Below are 20,255 nucleotides of genomic sequence, written 5' to 3'. Positions count from 1 at the left end.
GCGGCTTCTCGGAGCGTTCCATACGGGTCTGTCCCTCTGTTCCGGAGGGGCGGACCCGTTATTTGTGTTCTGCCTGCGCGTCTCGCGGCTGCCGTCCCCAGTCATGCCCGTCCGATCGCCGTCATAGAGTAGAAATACAGAGGGACAAGTCGCGTTCGGGAGGTTCCGGGAATGAAGCATTGGGCCAGAAGCATTCAAGTCGCGCTCGTATTTATCGGAACCGTAGTCGGTGCCGGCTTCGCATCCGGGAGGGAAGTGCTGCAATTTTTCACCCGGTTCGGGCACTGGGGACCGTATTTGATTCTCGTTTCCACGATGTTTTTCGTATGGATCGGAGCCAAAGTGATGCTCCTGTCGGCGAAGCTGGAGGCCAAGTCGTACGAGGATTTGAACAAGCATCTGTTCGGCGACACCGCCGGACGCTGGGTCAGCCATATGATGCTCATCGTCCTGCTCGGCGTCAACGCGGTCATGCTGGCCGGCGCCGGCTCCGTCTTCTCGGAGCATCTTAACTTGAGCTACCAGACGGGTCTGCTCGCGACGATGTTCGCCTGCTTCCTGCTGCTTCGCAAAGGGATGAGCGCCATTCTGACGATCAATACGTTCGTCGTTCCGCTGATGATCGGCTTTTCGGTTTTTCTCGTCGTTGAGACGCTGCGCACTCCGCTGTCCGATCAATGGTTCAGAGCTCCGAACGAGTCGTCCCCCTGGGCGGCCTGGCTATCGCCGTTCCTCTACGCAGCTTTTAACCTGTCGATGTCGCAGGCCGTGCTCGTTCCGCTCGGATCGGCGATCGGCGACTCCCGAATTCTGCGCAAAGGCGCGTGGATGGGCGGCATCGGCATCGGCGTGCTGCTGCTTTCCGGTCATTTTGCCTTATCGTCGCGCATGCCCGGCATCGCCCAGTTCGATATTCCGATGGGCGGCATCGCCAGGGAGCTGGGCGCCTGGCTGCACTGGGTTTACGTTTTCCTGATCTTCATGGAAATCTTCACGACGCTCGTCGCGGACATCTACGGCCTGACGCTCCAGCTTCACGAACGGACCAAAGCCTCCCCCTGGATGCTGACCGCCGCTTTGCTGCTGCTCTGCTTTCTGGCCGGTCAGTTCGGCTTCGGAACGCTGCTCTCGACGCTTTACCCGATGTTCGGCCTGCTCAGTCTGGGGTGGCTGTTCCTGATCGGAAGGGATCGGGCGCTGCCGCCCCGGCCCCCTAAGCCCTCTTCCAAGCTTCCAGCGTAAGCAGGCGCGCTCCGGCCGTCCCGGAGACGATCGTCTCCGCCACATGGCGATGGCACGTAAACAGCAGCACCTGTCTCGTACGGCCGAGCTCTTCGAGCACTGGCAGCGTGCGCGCCAGGCGGGTCTCGTCGAAATGCACGAACAAGTCGTCCATCAGAAGCGGCAGCGGATGCTCGGGCGATGCGGCGTCGCACAGCGAGAACCGCATCGCCAGATAGAGCTGCTCCTGCGTACCCCGGCTTAAATAGACGCTTTCCAAGTACGTGCGCTCCTTCGTCTCCGCCAGCAACGTTTTGGAATCGCCCGGAGCCACGATGCGCGAATAGGCCCCTCCGGTCATTCGCTGAAAATAGCGGGACGCGCGAAGCAGCACCTCCGGCTGCTTCTCCTCCTCGTAGACCGCCTTCGTGTCCGCAATCAGCTTGTCCGCCAGCGCCAGCACCGCATAGCGCGCCGTCAGCTCCTCCAGCCGGTCGCCAAGCTCTCTCAGCCGCTGCCTCTTGTCTTCCAGCTCGGCGTCTCTGCGAAGCCTGTCGAGCTGCTGAGCCAGCCGCCCCCGGCGATCCAACAGCTCGGAGCGGATCGCCTCGGTCTCGGCAAGCCTGGTCTGCCCCTCTTCGATCAGCGCGGCCAGCGCAGCCTCGTCGCGCGAGCCGAGCAGCTCGTACAGCTCGGCTTGGGCGGCGGCGTCCCGGCCCGATTCGAGCCTGAGCTGCGCCTCCCTTGCCTCTCTTCGCCATGCGCGGCAGCGGTCGTCGATCCGAATCCGCTCGTCCAGCTCGGCTTCCGAAGCGGCCCCGACCGATCGAAGCATCTCCGCAATCCGTTCCTGCACGCCTTCCAGCTCGGCCTCGGCGTCGCCGACCCTCGCGCGCGCCGACTCGATCCGCGCCTCCAGCCGCTCGGCCGTCCGCTTCGCGTCCAGCTCGCCGACCGCCTCCCGGTACAGCCATCTTACGGCAAGGCTCGTATCCGTGCCGAGTCCCGCGGGCGGAGGCCATTTTCCGGCCAGATCGGTCGCCGCGCGGTCAAAATCGCCGATCGCGCGCTCGAGCGCGTCGACGCGCTCCTTCAGCCGGTCCCGCTGCCGCAGCGCCGCCTGACCGCGCTCCGCCGCCGCGAACAGCTCGAACGCTCCGCTTGGCGTCACATGATCCGGCAGCTTGCGGACGATCAGCCATTGCCGCCATCGCTCGCCCAGCTCCTCCAGCAGCCGAAGCTGGCTCTCGGCTTCCCGTTCGATCAGCCCCTTCTCCTTCAGCACCTCCTGAATCCGATGGCCCAGCTCCTGTCTGCGTTCGGCTTCGCGGCCGCTTCTCTCCCATCGCTCGAGCTGCTCGTGCACCGCCTCCCGCAGCCGGCTCCAGTAGGCGTCCGCCTCTGCAGCCGAGAGCGGCTGGTCCGACCGGGACGAGCCGCCCGGCATCCAGCCCGCCGCCGCTTCAGCGTCGCCGATCAGCAGCCGCAGCTTCTCGCTCACCGCCTCGCGGCCGGCCCGGTCCGCTTCCGGAGAAGCTTCCGAAGCGAACCGGGAGCGGGAAGCCTCGTTCCCAAGCCCGCTCCGGACGTACCCGGCGATGCCTGCGGCCGTCGCGAGCAGCGCTGCGGACAGAAGATAAGGGAGCGGAGAGAGCCGATCCTCCTGACCCGGAAGGAAGGGCCAGACCGCCGCAGCAACCGCGGCGGCCGCTGCGGCCCAGACGAGCCGGAGAGCGCTTCCTCCGCGGCCCGAGCTCCGCCGAGACCGCGAGGCGCGACCCGCCGGCGACGCTGCCGCTGCGCCCGCAGCCGCCGTCCGCTCGTAGTTTCTGCGGGCGTCCTCCGCCTGGTGCCACGCCTCCAGCAGCTCGGATTTCGTTCGCGGGAGGAAACCGAAGGCCGCCCCGTCCGGCTTCGCGCGTTCGTCCGCCTCGTTCTCCGGCGACCCCGAGCCCTCCTCGCCGAGCAGGAGCTCCCGCTGTCGGTCCAGTCTCCGCAGCTCGGTCTGCAGCGTCATCGACGCCTTCTCCGCCTCCTCCCAGGCTTGCCGTACGCTCCGGACTTGCTCCCGGTCGGCCGCCAAGCCTCCGAAGGCGGCCAGCTCCGTCTCGCCCCACTCCGGCGAGACAAGCGCAAGACTGCTGCGAATCGTATCGTCCAAGGCGACCAGCTCGGCTTCCAGCCCGCTGCGCTCCTCGCGCTTGGCGGCTATCGCTTCGCTCGTCGCCTCCAGACGTTCGAGCTCCGGGAAAGCCGCGATTCTCTCCTCGTCCCAGCTCAGCCGGTCCCGCTCCCGCCGAAGCTCCTCCAGCGCTTCGCGCTCCTCGGCCAGCCGGGCCGAGACGGCAGTCCGCAAGCCTCGGAGCTCCCCCCATATCCCGGCGGTTTCCTCGGACAGCAGCGGGGCCGAGGGATCGGGCAGCGCCGCGCGCAAATCGGCGATCTCCGCCAGCAGCGCCTCTCTCTTCAGCCACCATTCCCGCAGCTCCAGCGCCCCCTGCAGCATCGCCGTTTCCCTTCTGAGACCGGGCAGCTCCTCCTCCATTCGTCCCAGACGCTGCTCGACGCTTCTCAGCTCCTCGGCCGCATCCGCATATTCCCGAATGCCGTCGCGGCTCCGGCGAATGTCCGCCTCCAGCTCCTTGATGCTGCCGAGCAGCCGATTCATGTCCTGGTTCGACCCTTTCGGCCGGTAGAGACGGTCAAGCTCCGCGCCGATCCGGCGGCGCGCTTCGGCGATCGACGCGCCTCCGGCCAATCCGGCATGATACAGGAAGCTGCCCAGCTCTTCCCCCTGAAGCGTTCTCAGCTCGTGCAGCTCGTTCAGCGATACGGCAAACAGCTGCCGGTAAAGTCTCTCCGGCAGCCCGCCGAGCAGCAGCTTCTCCCATTCGGCCTGCCCGACGACCCGCTCGGCTCCCGCATCGTCCCTGAGCCGGATCTCTCCGCCGCGGTCCGAATGCCGCTCGATCCGCCACTCGAGCCCGTTCCGATCCGTCAGAACGAGACGGCCGCCATGGCGGCCGCCGAATACCGGCTCGCCGCGCTCGACGGGGTCCTTGCGCGTCGGAAAGCCGTACAGCATGCTGCGCACGAACCGAAGCAGCGTGCTCTTGCCGGCTTCGTTAGGGCCGTACAGCACCGTGACGCGTTCCCCGCCGAACGCCAGCTTCGCCCTGCTGAGCGCTCCGTATCCGTCCACATCGATCTCGCGTATGTACATCGCCGCACCTCCTGGCCTCTATCCGGCATCCTCGTCTTGCAGCAGCGAAGCGCTCAGCTCCATCGCCTGGAGGAGCCATTGCTCGCGCTCCTCCCGCGTTCTCCCGTCCAGCCATTCCCGAATACGCGGCTGCTTGCGCAGCGAAGACAGCGCCTCGTCCAGCAGCGCCTTCGCCGCCTCGGGACTGTCCGCCGCCCGCCTTCCTCTCCGAATCAGCTCGCCGAGAAAACCGTCCTCCTCGGCGAGCCGCTCCAGGCGAAGCTCCCCTGCCGAGCGCACGAGCAGCGACTCCGGCCAGATCCAGTCATCCGTCTCCTCCGGAGGCGTCAGACATTCTCTCAGCGCCTCCAGCCACTCGTCCGCCGCTCCGTTCCGCAGCAGACGCTCATGCAGCGCTCCCCGGCCTTCCAGCCGCAGCCGCGCTACGGTCGCCCGCCCGGACGAAGACCGGCGCACGCGCTCCAGAGCGGCCAGCATCGCCTCGTGCAGCTGCTGCTCCCGCTCCAGTCCGTCGATCGGAACGACGATCTCCTGCCAGACGACGTCCGCCAAGTCGCGGAAGCGCAGCTCCACCGCTCCGGAGCCGGAGACGGAGACGGCGTACGCCCCCTTGCCGCCGGTCTCGCGGACGCTTCTTCCCTGCGGGTTGCCGGGATAGACGACATGCGGATATTCGCGCAGCACTCGCCGGTCGTGAACATGACCGAGCGCCCAGTAGTCGAAGCCGGACGAGGTAAGCTCCTCCAGCCGGCACGGCGCGTAATTGTCGTGCGCGGGATCGCCGTCTACGTTCGCATGAAGCACGGCAATATGAAAAGGCTCCCCCTCCCGTTTCTCGAAGCGAAGCGCCAGATTGTCCCCGACTGCGCGCGCCGGGTACGAAATGCCGTACACATGGGCGGCCGGCTCGCCGCCGCGGGTGAGCGCCGTGCGGCACTCCACCTTCGACGAGCCGAAGACGAACACGCCGTCCGGCCAATCGAGCTGAGCCTGCTTTCCGCCCTCGTGATCGTGGTTGCCGTGCGCGATAAACACCTGTGCGCCCTGTCCGGTCATCTCCCCCAGCGCTCGCTGAAGCCGCAGCTGGGCCCGCAGCGACCGGTCCGCCGCGTCGAACAGATCGCCCGCCAGCACGACGAAGTCGGCGCGCTCCCGCGCGACCAGCTCGCACAGCCGACTCAGCGCGGCGAACGTCGACTCGCGCAGCCGATCTCTCACCGCGGACGGAGCCTTCGACAAGCCCTTAAACGGGCTGTCGAGATGCAGGTCCGCAGCATGTATAAAAGTAAAAGGAACGCCCACTCCGCTCACGTCTCCTCCTGTCCGTCCTCCGCGTCAGCCGCCGCATCGGCTTCGCCGTTCCCCTCCGGGCGCGCAGTTCCGAAGGAAAGATAGATGCGCTCCAGTTCGCTGATCACGCGGTTGAGCGAATACGTGTTCTTCGCTTTGTTCCAGCCGGCCCGGGCCATCTCGTAGCGAAAATGAGGATCGCCGATAACTGTCTCGAGCGCGTCGGCCAGCGCGGCCGGATCTTCGGGCGGCACAAGCAGGCCGTTGATGCCGTCCTCGATCTGCTCCGCGATGCCGCCGACGTTCGTCCCGACAAGGGCAAGCAGACAGAGCGCCGCTTCCGCGAACACCGAGCCGAACGCCTCCGCCCGCGAAGGCAGGACGAACACGTCGAAGAACGGCAGCAGCTCTTCCGGATGAAGCATATAGCCGTAGAAAATCGTATCGTCGTAGATGCCGAGCTTCTGAGACAGCTCCTCCAGCTCCTTGCGGATCGGACCGTCCCCGATAATGTGGAGCACGAACCGGGAGTTGCGCTTCCGAAGCTCCGCGCAAGCCTTCAGCAGCACGTCCAGCCCCTTGGCCGGAACGAGCCGGCATACGGCGACGAGTTGGGTCACCTCGTTGTCGTGAGGCACCGGTTTGAATCTTTTTTCGTCGTAGCCGTTAGGAATGACGATCGTGCTGTCAGGTTCTTGGAGGTATGTGCCGATATATTGAGCAAAGGACTTCGACACCGTCATCAGGCGGTCCGCCTGATGCTCCAGCTCTCCGTAGATCGAAATCAGGAACCGGTGCTCGGGACCGCCTTCGGCGATTCGGCCGTTCAGAATCAGCTCGCGCTCGTAGCTCGAGTGAATCGTCATCAGCAGCGGGGTATCGGGATAGATCCGCTTCATCGCCAGCGCCGCGATCGGATGATGGGCATGGATCAGATCGAAGCGCTGTCCGGTCAGGCGAAGCTTCACCCACCAGATGTAATCCTTGTACGTCTGAATATATTTGTCCACGATGGCGCTGCCGGCATAGGGCCGCCAATCGAACGTCGCGAATTCGATCTCTTCATGGCCCTTGTTGCGAATTCGCTTCGGGAGGGAGAACATCTCCATCTCCCAACCGATGTTGCGGAATCTCTCTCCGATGTAAGGAACCATGGACGAAACGCCTCCCGGCTGCTCCGGGGGGAAAAACAGCGCCTGCAAAATGTTCAACGGCGTTACCTCCTCATTCCGACGTTCTGGGTGTGACATAGGCTGGAAACCGCGCTTCGCCGCGCCGATCCTTCAGATAAAGTTCTTGGCTCAACTATATTGTCTCTCTCAAAATATGATATATTAGAAACATATGTTCTGCAAGTTTCGTAGATCGTCCTTATAAAGGAGACACTCATGTTCCTGATCACGCTGACCCCCGACAATCTCGCCCTGCTGTTCTCATCGGCGATGGCTGTCGTTATCGTATCGCTGATGTTGTTCATGTCGTATCGCCTGTTCGCGAGCAACCGCCGCAGCGCTTATCGGTCGCTGCTGACGTCGCTCGTATTCATCCTGATCCAGCTGCTGCTGCAGATGGCGATCTCCCTTGAGCTGACGCCGTCTTCCACCCTGCTCGTCTTTATCGGCAAGCTGCTGCAGATCTCCGCTTTTATCGTCATCAATTTCGCGGTGTTCGAGCTGTATCACCGCAGGCGGCCGCGGACGCGGCTCTGGTTTTTCGGACTGCTCGCGACGGGACTGCTGGTTGCGGCCGGAGACGTTCTTCCCGGAGCGCTCTCGCCGGATTACGCCTGGATGAGCGGCATTCGGTCGACGCCGGCTCTCGACGGCTATCTGCTGCTGCTCGGCCCTCTGTTTGTGCTGATGTTCGCTCCCCATATCGGTCAGCCTCGCAAATATATGACCAGCTTGTGGATCGCCTTCACGATGCAGCTGTCCAGCATCTCGGCCGCCTACTGGGCCCCCGAAGTGACCATCTTCAAGACGATCGCGGGCCTGCTGCCGGTATTCTATTATATTCTGCTCTTTGCCATCATTTTCGAGCGAGTCGTCGAAATCATGCAATCCGTCTACCGCTCCTCCATTACGGACGGATTGACCAATCTGTACAACCGCAGATACTTTATGAGCAGACTGGAGCCGATCCTGAAGAACGGCCGGCCGGTGGGGGCGATTTTCTGCGACATCGACAATTTCAAGAGGCTGAACGATACGCAGGGGCATCATAAAGCGGACGGCGTCCTGAAGCAGGTCGCCGCGCTGCTGATGGAGGAGACGGACGGGATCGGCCTGGCGGGCCGGTACGGCGGGGAGGAGCTCGTCGCCTTCGTCGTCGGGCCGAGCTCGGCCGTCGCGCAGGCCGCCGAGAGCATTCGCGCCCGCACGGAGAAGGAGACAGTCGTTACCGTCAGCGTCGGCTATTGCATGGCCTCGTCGGGCGACACGGCCGAATCCCTGATGAAGCAGGCCGATCAGGCCATGTATTACAGCAAGACGAACGGCAAAAACCGCGTCACCGACTTCGCCGCGATAAGGCGTTCCGGCGGCGCGTCCGCCGTTCCGCAGCGCCGCAAAGGCTAAATCCGGCCAGGCCGAGGTCAATCTAATTTCCTATCAAGGAGTGTTCATCATGTCGACTTTACTGCTGCTTTTCCCGCTTAAACCCGAGCAAATCGAACAAATCCGCCGGATTATTCCGGACTGGACCCTCGTCTCCGAGCAAAGCTCTCCGATTACGGACGAACAGTACCGCAGCGCCGAGGTCGTGCTCGGCTGGAACGCCGCGATGGAAGAGGCCGTCGCTTCCGCCAACCGTCTGAAATGGGTTCAGACCAGTTCGGCGGGCGTGGACAAGCTGCCGCTCGACGCGCTGAGGGAGCGCGGCGTCGCGCTGACGAGCGCAAGCGGCATTCATCCGGTATCGATGGCGGAGACGCTGTTCGCGATGCTGCTCGCCTTCAGCCGCAACCTGCACCATGCGATCCGCCAGCAGAGCCGCAAAGAGTGGCGCGTATCGGACCGCTACTACCAGCTTTCCGGACGGACGATCGGCATCATCGGGGTCGGCGCGATCGGCACGGAGATGGCGCGGCTCGCCCGGGCGTTCGGCATGAAGACGCTTGGCGTGCGCAAGAGCGCCCGCCCCGTCCCCGAGATCGACGAGATGTTCGGCATGGACCGGCTCTCCGACGTGCTTTCCCGCAGCGATATGGTCGTCAACGTTCTTCCCTACACCGACGAGACGCACCATCTTTTTAATGCGAAGACGCTGGCGGCCATGAAGCCGAAGGCGCTTTTCTTCAACTTCGGCCGCGGCGCCTCCGTCGACACTCCCGCGCTCGTCTCGGCGCTCGAGAGCGGAGCGATCGGAGGGGCGGGCCTTGACGTTTTCGAGACCGAGCCGCTGCCCGAGGACCATCCGCTATGGACGATGGACAACGTCATCCTCACGCCGCATATCGGAGGCTGGACGGATCAATACAAAGCCCGGGTAACGGAAATTTTTCTCGACAATCTGACGTCTTACCTGCGGTCGGGCAAGCCCGAGCGCAATGTGGTCGACTTGAACCGGAATTATTAACCAAGCATAAACGGCTTACGCCGTCCTTGGGACCGGCGGGATAACGGTTTTATGTCGGAGGTGATTCAGATAAGGATAACGAATTTGCTTTCTGAATCACGAACAAGGACGCCGGGCTCCCGTCCGGCGTCCTTCCGTCTTTTCTCCCGCCTCCGCGCATACCCAAAATCTGTCGCTCCGGGGTAAATGTCCAATCCGCTCTCATCCTTCTTCATACTATAGATGTAGACCGAGGAGAGGGACAGCGCTAAAGATGCACCCGCTTCGGCATCCCCCACAATCATCTTCATGAAGGAGGAGTTTGAATGTCTGGTGCAGTCGGCGGATACTATGCATCGGCAGCCTTCGTGCTGGTCTTGTTCATTCTGCTGGTCATTATCTTGCGCGCTGGTTACTGAGTCCCGGGGAACAGCTTCTCGCGTTTGCCAGATTCGCGCGCGCATAAAGCAAGCCGGATGCCGGCTTGCTTTTTTTTAAGGGGGTTACGGACGAGCGGTCAGAAGGCTCTCCAGCACGACGGCGACGCCGTCTTCGTTGTTGGAAACGGTCACCTCGTCCGCCGCGGCTTTGACTTCATCCGGAGAGTTGTCCATCGCCACGCCCCGTCCGGCGAACTTCAGCATTCCCGTATCGTTATAATAATTGCCGATCGCCAGAATGCTCTCGCGGGGAATCCCCCGACGGCCCGCCAGCCACTCCAGCGCCTGACCCTTGCTGGCGTTCAGGTGCTGCACGTCGATAAACCGGTCCCCGCTTCGGATCGTCTGAAGCTCGTGCTTCCAGGCTTGCCATTCCAGCTCCACTTCGTCCAGCACGTCCTTCGGCGCATAGACCGACATTTTCACCAGCGGCTCCGGCAGACGCTCCGCGAAGCTTCTTCGAATCGGCCGGGCGAGCAAATTCTCGTACATCGCCGCCGCATCCTCGTCCAATGTCTCCACGAACAGGTCGAATGCCGTATTCAGATCAAAATGGATCCTCCGTTCCCGGAAAAAACGGATGTAGCGGGCCGCCTGTTCATGCGAGATCGCCGTGTCGTGTATCACCTCGCGCGTCTGGCTGTCGACGACGGCAGCTCCGTTATGCGTAATCATCGTCCCCTGCAGGCCAAGCTCTCTCAGCACGCCCAAGGCGCTCGTCGAGCCTCGTCCCGTGCAGATGACGATCTCCGCCCCCCTTTCCGCCATCTCCCGCACCGCCCTTGCGACTCTCGGCGTCAGCTCGTGGGCGTCGTTCAGCAGCGTCCCGTCCACATCCAAAGCAATCAAGCGTTCGTTCATTCCAGTCCATCCTTCCGGTAATTTCGCAAGCTGTTCACTTCATCCTCCGTCAATTCGCGCCACTCGCCCGGCGCAAGCCCAGGATCGAGCCGCAGCGGGCCCATCGCCACGCGTCTCAGGTACAGCACCTTTTTGCCGACCGCTTCGAACATCCGCTTCACCTGATGGAACTTGCCCTCGCGGATCGTCAGTTCGATCCAGCTCAGCGGCGGACATTCCGGGCCGGAGGGGGCGAAGCCGAGCACGGCGGACATCTCCGCGGCATCGGCAGGCTCGGCCGCCTGCATTCGCCTGTCCGGGCCGGGCTCGGCGGACGCCAGCACCTTCAGCTGCGCCGGCATCGTCACATAGCCGTCGTCCAGCTTCACGCCCCGCTCGAACGCCTCCGCATCCGACGGGCCGACGGCTCCGGCCACGAGCGCCCGATAAACTTTCGGAACGTGCTTGCGGGGCGAGAGCAGCTCGTGGGACAGCTTCCCGTCGTTCATCAGGAGCAGCAGCCCTTCCGTATCCTTGTCCAGCCTCCCGACGGGAAAAGGGGACAGCACGGCCAAGTCTTCGTCCAGCAAGTCGATCACGGTCCGGTCGCGGTCGTCCGCGGTCGCGGAGACGACGCCGGCAGGCTTGTGCAGCAGCGCGTACACCGTGTCCCGGTAACGAATCGTTTCGCCGCCCAAGGCGACCTCGTCCTCGTGCGGACGCACCTGCAGGCCATGATTTTTGACGACGGCGCCGTTCACGGTCACCGCTCCCTGCTTAATCCATTGCTTGATTTCGCTGCGCGTTCCGTATCCGAGATTTCCGAGCATTTTATCGAGTCTGATAGTCGCTTTCATTTTTATACCTGCTTTCTTATTGACAGTTTCATGTCATTGGCATAATCCCCATTTTGTTCGTCAGCCTTATTAGGTATAATGATAGAGAGTCGGAGGAGCCTGCTAGCGGCTCCCCTATCCGTCAGATTACCAGTCCGAATTGGGGGATGCGTTAATGAACGCCAAAAAACTGTCGATCTTCTTCGGCATTCTCGCCGTGCTGATCGTCGCGCTCGTCGTATTGAACAATATGAAGCCCGATACCGTGTACGGCAAGCCCGAGGACAAATTGTACCCGGCCACCCGCAAAATTCTTGACGACCCGAACTACAATAATATCATGATTCCGAGCGAGCTGGAGCAAAAATTGGAGAACAAGATGAGCTTCTTCGTCTACTATTTTGCATCGGATTGTCCGCACTGCCAGGCGACGACGCCGAAGCTTAAGCCGCTGGCGGACGAGCTCAGCATTAATCTGCACCAGTTCAACCTGCGAGAATTCGAGGACTACTTCGGCAAAATGGACATCGAAGCAACCCCTACGCTAGTGTACTACAAAGACGGCGTGGAAATCGACCGCATGAAAGGCGGCCTGAAGGAAGCCGAGACGACGGCGGGCTATTCGCTGGACGAATTCAAGGCGTTCTTCGAGAAGTATAAGCCGGAAGGGAACGACTGATGAACGCTAAGTGGTTGCTGGCGCTGCCGGCCGCGCTTCTGGCCGGCGGAATTCTGCTCGTCGCCTGCGGAGGGGACGGCTCGGACAGCGGCCCCCATCGTCACGGCGACGAGAACTGGGAGCTGGAAGCGTCTCTGTCGGATATGCCGTCCTTTCTGGAGAAATATTCGGGCCGAACCAAGCGGCTCTATACGCTGGTCGGCAAATACGAGGACATCATGAAGTCGGTCAATTGCTATTGCGGCTGCTTGGAGTACGACGACCCGCACGGTTCCCTGTTCCGCTGCTACGTCGCGGAGCAGAACGAGAACGGCGTCACCTGGACCGACCACAGCGGCCAATGCGGCATCTGCACCGAGGAGCTGGCCATGATTGAGGAATGGAGCAAGGCCGGCAAGACGCCCGAGCAGATTTATCAGCTGATCGAGGACAACTTTAATCCGAACGCATAAGGGGACTGTCTCCACGGCTCATGCCCTCCATAGCTGAACGTGAAAACGGTCGGTCAGGGATAAAGCTCCTGACCGACCGTTTTTAACGGTTCCCTATGCCGCTCGCCTGCTGCAGACCTCGAAGCGGGAACGGCTCTTCTACCTGGCGGACAGCCCCGGTTCGATCGCCCAGCCGTCCCTTGCAGCCGGGGCTTGGCGCGCGCCGGCCTGAGGCGGGGCGGCCGCCCGGCTTAATAAGGAGATGCCCGATGCCCGTCTCGCTCGGCTTCGAGAACGGCTTGGGCCGCTTTGGCCGCGCCCATCGGACCGCCCGTGCCGTCCCCCGGTCCGCGCGCATCGAGCCCTTCCTTCACCCTCCGCCCGTATTCGGAGTCGCATTTCATAAAGTGCTCCACCATTTTGCTCCTCACCGTTTCCGGAGCGGGTGCCAGCGCATGGACCAGATTGGCAATCAGCTCTTCCCGCTCCCAATCCTCGAACATCCGAAACCGGTCTCCGGCCTGCTCGTAATTGTTCGGCCGGTCGATCGGCTCATGCACGAGATTTCCTTCGATCCGCGGCGAATGCTCCGGATCTCCCTTGCCCGATTCCACGATGCCTCCGAGCGACGACGGCTCGTAGTTGACGTGAGGATTCGTTCCCGGGGGCGAGTCTACGAACAGCGCCATCTGGCCGTCCCTCTGGTTCGTCGCCACCCGCTTCTTCGGCGCGTTGATGGGCAGCTGCAAGTAGTTCGAGCCGACCCGGTAACGCTGCGTGTCCGAATACGAGAACGTTCGTCCCTGCAGCAGCTTGTCGTCCGAGAAGTCCAGACCGTCGACGAGAACGCCCGTCCCGAACGCCGCCTGCTCGACCTCGGCGAAATAATTTTGCGGATTGCGGTCGAGCACCATCCGCCCGACGGGCAGGAACGGGAACTGCTCCGGAGGCCACAGCTTCGTCGGATCGAGCGGATCGAAGCTCAGCTCCGGGTGATAGTCGTCGCTCATGATCTGCACGCACAGCTCCCACTCGGGATAATCGCCCCTGTCGATCGCCTCGTATAGATCCTGCGTCGCGTGATTGAAGTTTTTCCCCTGAATGCTCTCCGCTTCCGCCTGGGTCAAGTTTTTGATGCCTTGCTTGGGCTCCCAGTGGTATTTCACCAGAACGGCCTGTCCGTCGGCGTTCACCCATTTGTACGTATTCACGCCGGAGCCCTGCATCTGCCGGTAATTCGCCGGAATTCCCCAGGGAGAGAACAGGAAAGTAATCATGTGCATCGCTTCCGGCGTATGGCTGACGAAGTCGAAGATGCGCACCGTATCCTGCCGGTTCGTGATCGGATCGGGCTTGAACGCATGCACGAGATCCGGGAACTTCAGCGCGTCCCGGATAAAGAACACCTTCAGATTGTTGCCCACCAGATCCCAGTTGCCGTCCTCGGTGTAGAACTTGACCGCGAAGCCTCTCGGATCGCGAAGCGTCTCCGGGGAATGACCGCCGTGAATGACCGAAGAGAAGCGGACGAAGACGGGCGTTCTCTGGCCGGCCTTCTGAAACAGCTTGGCTCGCGTATACTTGGCGATCGGCTCGTCCCCGACCTTGCCGTACGCTTCGAAATAGCCGTGAGCCCCGGCACCGCGCGCATGAACGACCCGCTCGGGCGTTCTCTCCCGGTCAAAATGGGTGATCTTCTCCAGGAAGTGGTAATTTTCGAGCGTCGTCGGCCCGCGGCTGCCTACCGTCCGCATGTTCTGATTGTCGTCGATCGGGTGCCCTTGCCGGTCGGTCAGCGACTGCCCCGTCTCCCGGTCGGTCATTCTTCGGTCCGCCGCGCCTCCTGCGCCCGTTACCGATGTTCCGTCATACTCGTTCATTGGGATGCTCCTTTCGGCTTTTCCTGATGGCATGCCTTAAGGTAAAATTTCCCCAATGCGCACATCTTATCCGCAGCCTCTCCCGAGCCGCGCCCTACGAATGCCCGCCCTTGCCGGCGCGCGCGAGCGCCGCCTGCACCTCGGCCGACAGCTCCTTCAGCCCCCACAGGTCGTCCTGCTCCCACAGCTCGTTAAAACGGCGCTGAAACTGCGCGGCTTCCCTCACTCTGCGGAAAAAGTACAGCTCCTGAATTTCGTTGAGCACCCGACGCACGACGAGCGAGCTCTCCTCGAAATCCCGCTGGGCGTCGACGATCTCCTGCCGAATGCTCGACATCTCGTTATCGAGCGAGAACGCCGCCTCCGCCGCGTTGCGCAGCCTCTCTCTGACATGCTCGGGCAGCTGGTTGCGGTATTTATAGTTCAGCGAATGCTCGATCGTGGCCCAGAAATTCATCGCCAGCGTCCGGATTTGGATTTCCGCCAGCACGGGCTTGGACCCGAGCGACGTCTGAACCGGATATTCGACGATCAGGTGGTAGCTTCGGTAGCCGCTGTCCTTGTAGTTCGTAATGTAGTCCTTCTCGTACACCATCGTGAGATCCTTGCGCTGGCGGATGAAATCCGCGACGCGGTAAATATCGTCCACGAACTGGCACATAATGCGGATGCCCGCGATATCTTCGATTCCGACTTCGATTCGGTCAAGCGGAACGGCCAATCTGCGGGCCTTCTCCAATATGCTCGACACCCGCTTCACCCTGCCGGTGACGAATTCGATCGGAGCGTATTCGTCCCTGGCTTTCAGCTCGGCGCGCAGCGACTTGAGCTTGATCTTGAGCTCTTCCACCGCTTGCTCATAGGGGAGCAGGAACTTCCCCCAATCCATTCCGTCCATCGACATTCCTCCTAACGAACGCCCGCTCCTACCGCCTGTGTAATCCGCTCGAACCCGTCCTGCTTCAGCCTGCTCCGCAAGCCGTCGTGAATTTCCTTGAGCAGTCCCGGTCCCTTGTATATCATGGCCGTATAGACTTCGACGAGACTCGCGCCGGCGAGAATTTTCTCGTACGCGTCGTCCGCCGTGAATATGCCGCCCGAGCCGATAATCGGCAGCTTGCCCTTCGTCAACTTGTACAGACTGCGGACCACCTCGGTCGAACGCTGCGTCAGCGGGCGTCCGCTGAGTCCGCCCGTCTCGCCGGCATGCCGATGGGTTAGTCCTTCCCGGCCGATCGTCGTGTTCGTCGCAATGATGCCGGACATGCCGCTGAGCTGAATCGCCTCGGCCATGTACGCCAGCTGCTCCTCGGTATTGTCGGGCGCGATCTTCACGAGAATCGGCTTCGGCAGCTCGCCGCGCCGCTCCGCCTGCTTGGCCATCTCGTCCTTGACCGCGTCGAGCAAGCTTCTCAGCTCGTCCCCGTGCTGAAGCGCGCGCAAATCCGGCGTATTCGGCGAGCTGATGTTCACGACGAAGAAATCTCCGTACGGGAACAGCTTGTCGACGCAGGCGCGATAATCGTCGGCGGCCTCCTCGTTGGGAGTCGCCTTGTTCTTGCCGATATTGACCGCCAGCGGAATTCGGCGGCTTCCCAGCTTGCCCAGCCGGGCGGCCATCGCGTCCGCTCCTTCATTATTGAAGCCCATCCGGTTGATCAGCGCCTCGTCCGGAGGCAGACGGAACAGCCGCGGCTGCTCGTTGCCCGGCTGCCCCTTCGGCGTAACCGTGCCGACTTCCATGAACGACAGACCGATCCGGGACAATCCGGCGACGGCCTTCGCGTTCTTATCCAGACCGGCGGCCAGGCCGACGGGATGCTGGAAGTGGAGACCGAACAAATCTACGGCAAGCTCCGGAGAGGCCGGGGTGCCCCAGATGGCGGACAGAAGCCCGGGCATTCCCGGCACCTTCCCCGCGGCCCCCATTCCGTCGATGATCAGATGGTGCGCGGCTTCCGGGTCCATCTTGAATAACAGCGGTTTGGCCATACGATACAGCAATGAGTTCGACATCCTTTCGCCAAATGAAAACCTTTCGGGTACCAGTTTAGCCTTTTCGCGCCAAAAAGAAAAGGGCAACCTGCCCTTTGGCCCTACGACCGGGAACGGAGAACGAACCGCTTGCTCGCAGCGGCAAAAAACCTCCGCCGGACGCGGCATTCGGCGGGGGCTTGCGGCCTGTCTGGCATTTTGCAGGGAAAACGATTACAATAGAAGGAGTTCGCGAATTATAGCATAGAAAGGTTGATATTCATGAGCACATTAAAAAAGAAACCGCCCGTCACGTCACGTCCAAAGGAAAAGGAGCAGATTAACAAGAAAGCGCTCATTTGGATCGGGGCGGCCGTCGGTCTCGTTATTGTGGTCATGGCGGTGCTGCTCGCGCTGGACGTCTAAGCCGCGACCGCCGTTTTTATTAACCTAGCCAATCATACACTTTGAGGGGGTTTGTCTCGTTCTGCGTACTCGGCAGCCGGAAGCGTTCCGGCGGAGCCCGCAGCTCGTCGGGCAGGCCCCCTTGCGCGATCGTAACCGGCGTTCCCATCGGCACGAGATCGAACAGCTCCTCGATATCTTCGTTTGCCAGTCTCACGCAGCCGAGCGACTCATCCTGTCCCAGACTGTCCAGATCCTTCGTGCCGTGGATACCGTAACGGGTGTCCGACAGCGTCATGCCTCTGGTGCCGTAAGCTCCGTTCCCTCCGTTAGGGTCTCTTACCTTCTCGGAGATGAAGAATTGGCCTTCCGGCGTCCTCTCGCCGCCCAGGCCGACCTCGTAGTTGCGCACGATGACGTCGCCGCTCACGACCGCCAGCCGGTGGTTGCTCTTGTCGACGATAATTTCCAGCGGCTGCTCCGCTATCGCTTCCAGCGTGCCGGCAGGCGTCCCGTACCCTGCGCTTGGACCGGTCTGGTCCGGCCAGCCTGCGGTTTGCGGAATTTTGCCGTCCTTCTTGTCCGTCAGCGCGGCCAGAATCTCGTCGAACCATTCCGACATGCTCTCGGTCCAGCCGGACATCGTATTCTCCGGATAGTCCCCCGTCATCGCCTCCGGCGAAGCGGGCCAACTGCCGGTTCTTTCCTTGTACCGGATCATCGCGGAACGAAGCGCCAGCTTCTCTTCCTGCAGCGGTTTCCAGCCCTCGACGAGCTTGTGGACCGATTGGCCGTCCTCCGGCTTGCATTCGCACCATTTTGGATCGAACCATTCGACGCCCGCGACGCCCGATTCGCGATCCGAGGATACCGTCGCGATCGGCTTGCCGCTTTTGACCCAGTCGTTCCAATCCCCGAGCTTCGGCGAAGCGACCAGCACGCGGGGCTGACGGGAGGGCTTGTTCGTCAGCAGCTCGCCCAGCACGCTTCTCCCCTTCTCCTCCGGCCCCGGCGCTCCCGCAATCAGATCCGGTGGAATGACGCCCGCCGGCAGAGGCGGGGGCTTGCTGCCGGGCCCGGGCTTGGGAGGCGCGCTGGCGGCGGCCGCGACGCTCCCGGGCTCCGCGTCGGGCGTCTCGACAGCCGCCGAATCGTCCCTGTCCGGCAGCAGCTCGCGAACGGCGACGATCGCTCCTCCGACGAGCAGAAGCGGGACGAGCAGAGCGATCGCCCACTTGCGCCAGGAGGACTTTTTGGCGCCCGAAGCATTCTCGGGCAGCTGGGGCGCCGGCTTCGATTCGAACGCCTCGTAGATCTCGCCCGCCTGCGCGAAGCAGTAGGTCGCTTTCGCGAAGTCTCCTTTGCTCTCGTACTCCTTGCCAAGCAGATACCAAGCCATACGGCTGTCTTCGTGCTTCAGGAGGTACTCTTTGAGCGGCAGAGCGTCTCCGACATTGGGAACGTTGTCATAGAAATGCTGAATCTGTTCGTCAATGCGAGATTCCTTGCTCATGCCCTCACCTCCGTTCGAGTAAGTCTATTTCTTCCTTATTATCGGTTGTTCGCCTCCAATTCTAAAGCGGACAAGCAAAAACGCCTTCGGCGTCCTCTAGACGCAGAATCGCGTTTTTGTCGGAGGGGATTCAAATAAGGATAACGAATTTTATACCTTCTGAATCACCATGAGAAGAGGCCGCCCCTTGCCGTCGTTCGACGGCAAGGGGCGGCCTCCTGCTGCGCTTAGGAATGGAAATCTTGTCCGGACAGCACTTCCTTGACATGGCCGGCCCGGATGACGAAATCTCCGAAATGCTCGCCCTGCTGGCGCTCCTTCGCATATTGCTCGAGCATCGGCGAGAGGGAGTCCAAAATTTCCTTCTCGCCGATGTTTTCCTTGTACAGCTTGTTCAGCCGCTGGCCGGCAAAGCCTCCGCCCAAGTACATATTGTACTTGCCAGGCGCTTTGCCGATGAACGCGATCTCCGCCAGCGCCGGACGGGCGCAGCCGTTCGGACAGCCGGTCATGCGGATGACGATGTCGTCGTCGCGCAGGCCGTTGCGCTCCAGCATCGGTTCGATTTTCTCCAACAGGTCCGGCAAGTACCGCTCGGATTCGGCCATCGCCAGACCGCAAGTCGGCAGCGCTACGCAGGCCATCGAATTTCTCCGCAGCGCGGAATAGGCCTTGCCGTCCGTCAGACCGTACGTCTGGATCAGCGCCTCGATCTTTTTCTTCTTCTGAGCGGTCACATTGCCGATAATCAGACTCTGGTTCGGCGTCAGCCGGAAATCCCCGGTGTGAACCTTGGCGATCTCCCGAAGCCCCGTCATTAGCGGATAGCCTTCCTCGTCCTTAATGCGGCCGTTCTGGATGAACAGCGTAAAGTGCCATTTGCCGTTAATTCCTTTCACCCAACCGTTGCGGTCGCCGTTATGGTCGAAATGAAACTCGCGCGCTTCTTCCAGCTGCCAGCCCAGCCGCCGGGTCAGCTCGTCCTTGAACCATTCGAGACCTCGATCGTCGATCGTATATTTGAACCTGGCATGCTTGCGAACGGCGCGATCGCCGTAGTCGCGCTGGATCGTCACCGTCTTCTCCGCCACGTCGACGACCTGCTCCGGCCTGCAGAAGCCGACGACGCGCGCTACTTGCGGATACGTCTTCGGGTCGCCGTGCGTCATGCCCATGCCTCCGCCGGCCGTCACGTTAAAGCCTTGCAGCTTGCCGTCCTCGAGGATAGCGATGAACCCGAGATCCTGAGAGAAGACGTCGACATCGTTCGTCGGCGGAACGGCCAGCCCGATCTTGAATTTCCGGGGCAAGTACACCGGTCCGTAGATCGGCTCCTGCTCCTCCTTCGTATCGACGACCTTCTCCCCGTCCAGCCAGATTTCATGGTACGCGTTCGTCTGCGGCTCGAGGTGGCGGCTGATGCGGGAAGCCCATTCGTACACTTCCGCATGAACGTCGGATTGGTACGGATTCGGCGACGCCATTACGTTCCGGTTCACGTCGCCGCATGCGGCCAGCGTCGTCAGCAGCGATTCGTTAATCTCCTGAATCGTCTTCTTCATGTTCCACTTGATGATGCCGTGCAGCTGCACCGACTGGCGCGTCGTCAGGCGGATCGATCCGTTGGCGTACTGCTGCGAGATCCGGTCCATCATCAGCCATTGATCCGGCGTGACGACGCCCCCGGGAGCCCGGATGCGCAGCATAAATTGGTAGGCCGGCTCCAGCTTCTGCTTCGCCCGCTCGTTGCGCAGATCGCGGTCGTCCTGCATGTAGCTGCCATGGAATTTCATCAGCCGGTTCTCGTCCTCCGGGATGGAGCCGGTAATGCGATCCTCCAGCGTCTCCGCCAGCTTGCCGCGCAAGTAATTGCTGCGGGTTTTAATATCCTCAACATCGCTGTGCGGAGCGCTGTTCGGGTTCATTAAGTTATTATCCGACATCTTGTATTCTCCTCTCGCGATCGTC

Annotated in this window: 17 protein-coding genes; 7 read left to right on the top strand and 10 right to left on the bottom strand. The window is 61.8% G+C overall.

Annotation, left to right across the window (positions count from 1 at the left end; translation table 11 throughout):
- The first annotated feature begins 171 nt into the window (after window positions 1-171).
- Window positions 172-1,242, top strand: a complete 1,071-nt coding sequence (locus tag ACFO3S_RS17350; RefSeq protein ID WP_378098751.1) for a YkvI family membrane protein — start codon at window positions 172-174, stop codon at window positions 1,240-1,242.
- On the opposite strand, the gene ACFO3S_RS17345 is transcribed toward ACFO3S_RS17350, so the two are convergent.
- From ACFO3S_RS17345 to ACFO3S_RS17335, 3 genes are read right to left on the bottom strand one after another with little or no spacing between them, the layout of a single operon-like run.
- Entirely contained in the window at window positions 1,214-4,444 is a 3,231-nt protein-coding gene (locus tag ACFO3S_RS17345; protein WP_378098750.1) for an AAA family ATPase, read from the bottom strand. The two genes, ACFO3S_RS17350 and ACFO3S_RS17345, sit on opposite strands and share 29 nt — an antisense overlap.
- A gap of 18 nt (window positions 4,445-4,462) precedes the next feature.
- Window positions 4,463-5,755: a metallophosphoesterase family protein gene (locus tag ACFO3S_RS17340; RefSeq protein WP_378098748.1), complete on the bottom strand. Its 1,293-nt coding sequence runs from the start codon at window positions 5,753-5,755 to the stop codon at window positions 4,463-4,465.
- Window positions 5,752-6,945: a glycosyltransferase family 4 protein gene (locus ACFO3S_RS17335; RefSeq protein WP_378098746.1), complete on the bottom strand. Its 1,194-nt coding sequence runs from the start codon at window positions 6,943-6,945 to the stop codon at window positions 5,752-5,754. Before ACFO3S_RS17335 ends, ACFO3S_RS17340 begins: the two co-directional genes overlap by 4 nt.
- Window positions 6,946-7,122: 177 nt before the next feature.
- On the opposite strand from ACFO3S_RS17335, the gene ACFO3S_RS17330 reads away from it, so the two are divergent.
- From ACFO3S_RS17330 to ACFO3S_RS17320, 3 genes are all read left to right on the top strand, one after another.
- Window positions 7,123-8,310: a GGDEF domain-containing protein gene (locus tag ACFO3S_RS17330; protein WP_378098744.1), complete on the top strand. Its 1,188-nt coding sequence runs from the start codon at window positions 7,123-7,125 to the stop codon at window positions 8,308-8,310.
- 49 nt (window positions 8,311-8,359) lie between these two features.
- The gene (locus ACFO3S_RS17325) at window positions 8,360-9,310 is read left to right on the top strand and encodes a D-2-hydroxyacid dehydrogenase (protein ID WP_378098742.1); all 951 of its coding nucleotides are present in this window, start codon (window positions 8,360-8,362) and stop codon (window positions 9,308-9,310) included.
- Window positions 9,311-9,615: 305 nt separating this feature from the next.
- Complete coding sequence (locus ACFO3S_RS17320; RefSeq protein ID WP_106359402.1) at window positions 9,616-9,708, top strand: sporulation protein YjcZ; 93 nt, start codon at window positions 9,616-9,618, stop codon at window positions 9,706-9,708.
- 84 nt (window positions 9,709-9,792) lie between these two features.
- Here the strand turns inward: ACFO3S_RS17320 and ACFO3S_RS17315 are convergent, their stop codons facing one another.
- Window positions 9,793-10,590 (bottom strand): Cof-type HAD-IIB family hydrolase, encoded by a 798-nt coding sequence (locus tag ACFO3S_RS17315; protein ID WP_378098740.1) that lies wholly within the window; start codon window positions 10,588-10,590, stop codon window positions 9,793-9,795.
- Window positions 10,587-11,426, bottom strand: a complete 840-nt coding sequence (locus ACFO3S_RS17310) for a pseudouridine synthase (RefSeq protein ID WP_378098738.1) — start codon at window positions 11,424-11,426, stop codon at window positions 10,587-10,589. The genes ACFO3S_RS17315 and ACFO3S_RS17310 overlap by 4 nt, the downstream gene beginning before the upstream one ends.
- A 154-nt stretch (window positions 11,427-11,580) precedes the next feature.
- Between ACFO3S_RS17310 and ACFO3S_RS17305 the strand changes: the two genes are divergently transcribed.
- A complete protein-coding gene (locus ACFO3S_RS17305; protein WP_378098736.1) occupies window positions 11,581-12,084 on the top strand; it encodes a thioredoxin family protein in 504 nt (167 codons plus the stop codon).
- On the top strand, window positions 12,084-12,536 hold the full coding sequence (locus ACFO3S_RS17300; protein WP_378098735.1) for a PCYCGC motif-containing (lipo)protein: 453 nt from the start codon (window positions 12,084-12,086) through the stop codon (window positions 12,534-12,536). Before ACFO3S_RS17305 ends, ACFO3S_RS17300 begins: the two co-directional genes overlap by 1 nt.
- Window positions 12,537-12,766: 230 nt before the next feature.
- On the opposite strand, the gene ACFO3S_RS17295 is transcribed toward ACFO3S_RS17300, so the two are convergent.
- From ACFO3S_RS17295 to ACFO3S_RS17285, 3 genes are all read right to left on the bottom strand, one after another.
- A complete protein-coding gene (locus ACFO3S_RS17295) occupies window positions 12,767-14,395 on the bottom strand; it encodes a catalase (protein ID WP_378098733.1) in 1,629 nt (542 codons plus the stop codon).
- 94 nt (window positions 14,396-14,489) lie between these two features.
- Window positions 14,490-15,293 carry a GTP diphosphokinase gene (gene yjbM, locus ACFO3S_RS17290; protein WP_378098731.1) on the bottom strand — a complete coding sequence of 268 codons (804 nt, stop codon included), beginning with the start codon at window positions 15,291-15,293 and terminating at the stop codon, window positions 14,490-14,492.
- A gap of 11 nt (window positions 15,294-15,304) precedes the next feature.
- Entirely contained in the window at window positions 15,305-16,399 is a 1,095-nt protein-coding gene (locus tag ACFO3S_RS17285; RefSeq protein WP_378098729.1) for a quinone-dependent dihydroorotate dehydrogenase, read from the bottom strand.
- A gap of 252 nt (window positions 16,400-16,651) precedes the next feature.
- On the opposite strand from ACFO3S_RS17285, the gene ACFO3S_RS17280 reads away from it, so the two are divergent.
- Complete coding sequence (locus ACFO3S_RS17280) at window positions 16,652-16,795, top strand: hypothetical protein (protein ID WP_378098727.1); 144 nt, start codon at window positions 16,652-16,654, stop codon at window positions 16,793-16,795.
- Window positions 16,796-16,814: 19 nt separating this feature from the next.
- Here ACFO3S_RS17280 and ACFO3S_RS17275 read toward each other — a convergent pair whose 3' ends face one another.
- The gene (locus ACFO3S_RS17275) at window positions 16,815-18,287 is read right to left on the bottom strand and encodes a L,D-transpeptidase (protein WP_378098725.1); all 1,473 of its coding nucleotides are present in this window, start codon (window positions 18,285-18,287) and stop codon (window positions 16,815-16,817) included.
- Between the two features lie 227 nt (window positions 18,288-18,514).
- Entirely contained in the window at window positions 18,515-20,230 is a 1,716-nt protein-coding gene (cysI, locus tag ACFO3S_RS17270; protein ID WP_378098723.1) for an assimilatory sulfite reductase (NADPH) hemoprotein subunit, read from the bottom strand.
- Window positions 20,231-20,255: the final 25 nt, after the last annotated feature.

Source organism: Cohnella hongkongensis (genome assembly GCF_042654645.1).
GTDB classification, from domain to species: Bacteria; Bacillota; Bacilli; order Paenibacillales; family Paenibacillaceae; genus Cohnella; species Cohnella hongkongensis.
This window is presented reverse-complemented; position numbering and strand designations above follow the sequence as displayed.

Bases quoted from the DNA above. Each gene is read 5' to 3' on its own strand.
- ACFO3S_RS17325 (WP_378098742.1), top strand. From the start codon at position 8,360: ATGTCGACTTTACTGCTGCTTTTCCCGCTTAAACCCGAGCAAATCGAA.
- ACFO3S_RS17300 (WP_378098735.1), top strand. From the start codon at position 12,084: ATGAACGCTAAGTGGTTGCTGGCGCTGCCGGCCGCGCTTCTGGCCGGC.
- ACFO3S_RS17310 (WP_378098738.1), bottom strand. From the start codon at position 11,426: ATGAAAGCGACTATCAGACTCGATAAAATGCTCGGAAATCTCGGATAC.
- ACFO3S_RS17305 (WP_378098736.1), top strand. From the start codon at position 11,581: ATGAACGCCAAAAAACTGTCGATCTTCTTCGGCATTCTCGCCGTGCTG.
- ACFO3S_RS17345 (WP_378098750.1), bottom strand. From the start codon at position 4,444: ATGTACATACGCGAGATCGATGTGGACGGATACGGAGCGCTCAGCAGG.
- ACFO3S_RS17315 (WP_378098740.1), bottom strand. From the start codon at position 10,590: ATGAACGAACGCTTGATTGCTTTGGATGTGGACGGGACGCTGCTGAAC.
- ACFO3S_RS17275 (WP_378098725.1), bottom strand. From the start codon at position 18,287: ATGAGCAAGGAATCTCGCATTGACGAACAGATTCAGCATTTCTATGAC.
- yjbM (WP_378098731.1), bottom strand. From the start codon at position 15,293: ATGGACGGAATGGATTGGGGGAAGTTCCTGCTCCCCTATGAGCAAGCG.
- ACFO3S_RS17295 (WP_378098733.1), bottom strand. From the start codon at position 14,395: ATGAACGAGTATGACGGAACATCGGTAACGGGCGCAGGAGGCGCGGCG.
- cysI (WP_378098723.1), bottom strand. From the start codon at position 20,230: ATGTCGGATAATAACTTAATGAACCCGAACAGCGCTCCGCACAGCGAT.
- ACFO3S_RS17330 (WP_378098744.1), top strand. From the start codon at position 7,123: ATGTTCCTGATCACGCTGACCCCCGACAATCTCGCCCTGCTGTTCTCA.
- ACFO3S_RS17350 (WP_378098751.1), top strand. From the start codon at position 172: ATGAAGCATTGGGCCAGAAGCATTCAAGTCGCGCTCGTATTTATCGGA.
- ACFO3S_RS17320 (WP_106359402.1), top strand. From the start codon at position 9,616: ATGTCTGGTGCAGTCGGCGGATACTATGCATCGGCAGCCTTCGTGCTG.
- ACFO3S_RS17280 (WP_378098727.1), top strand. From the start codon at position 16,652: ATGAGCACATTAAAAAAGAAACCGCCCGTCACGTCACGTCCAAAGGAA.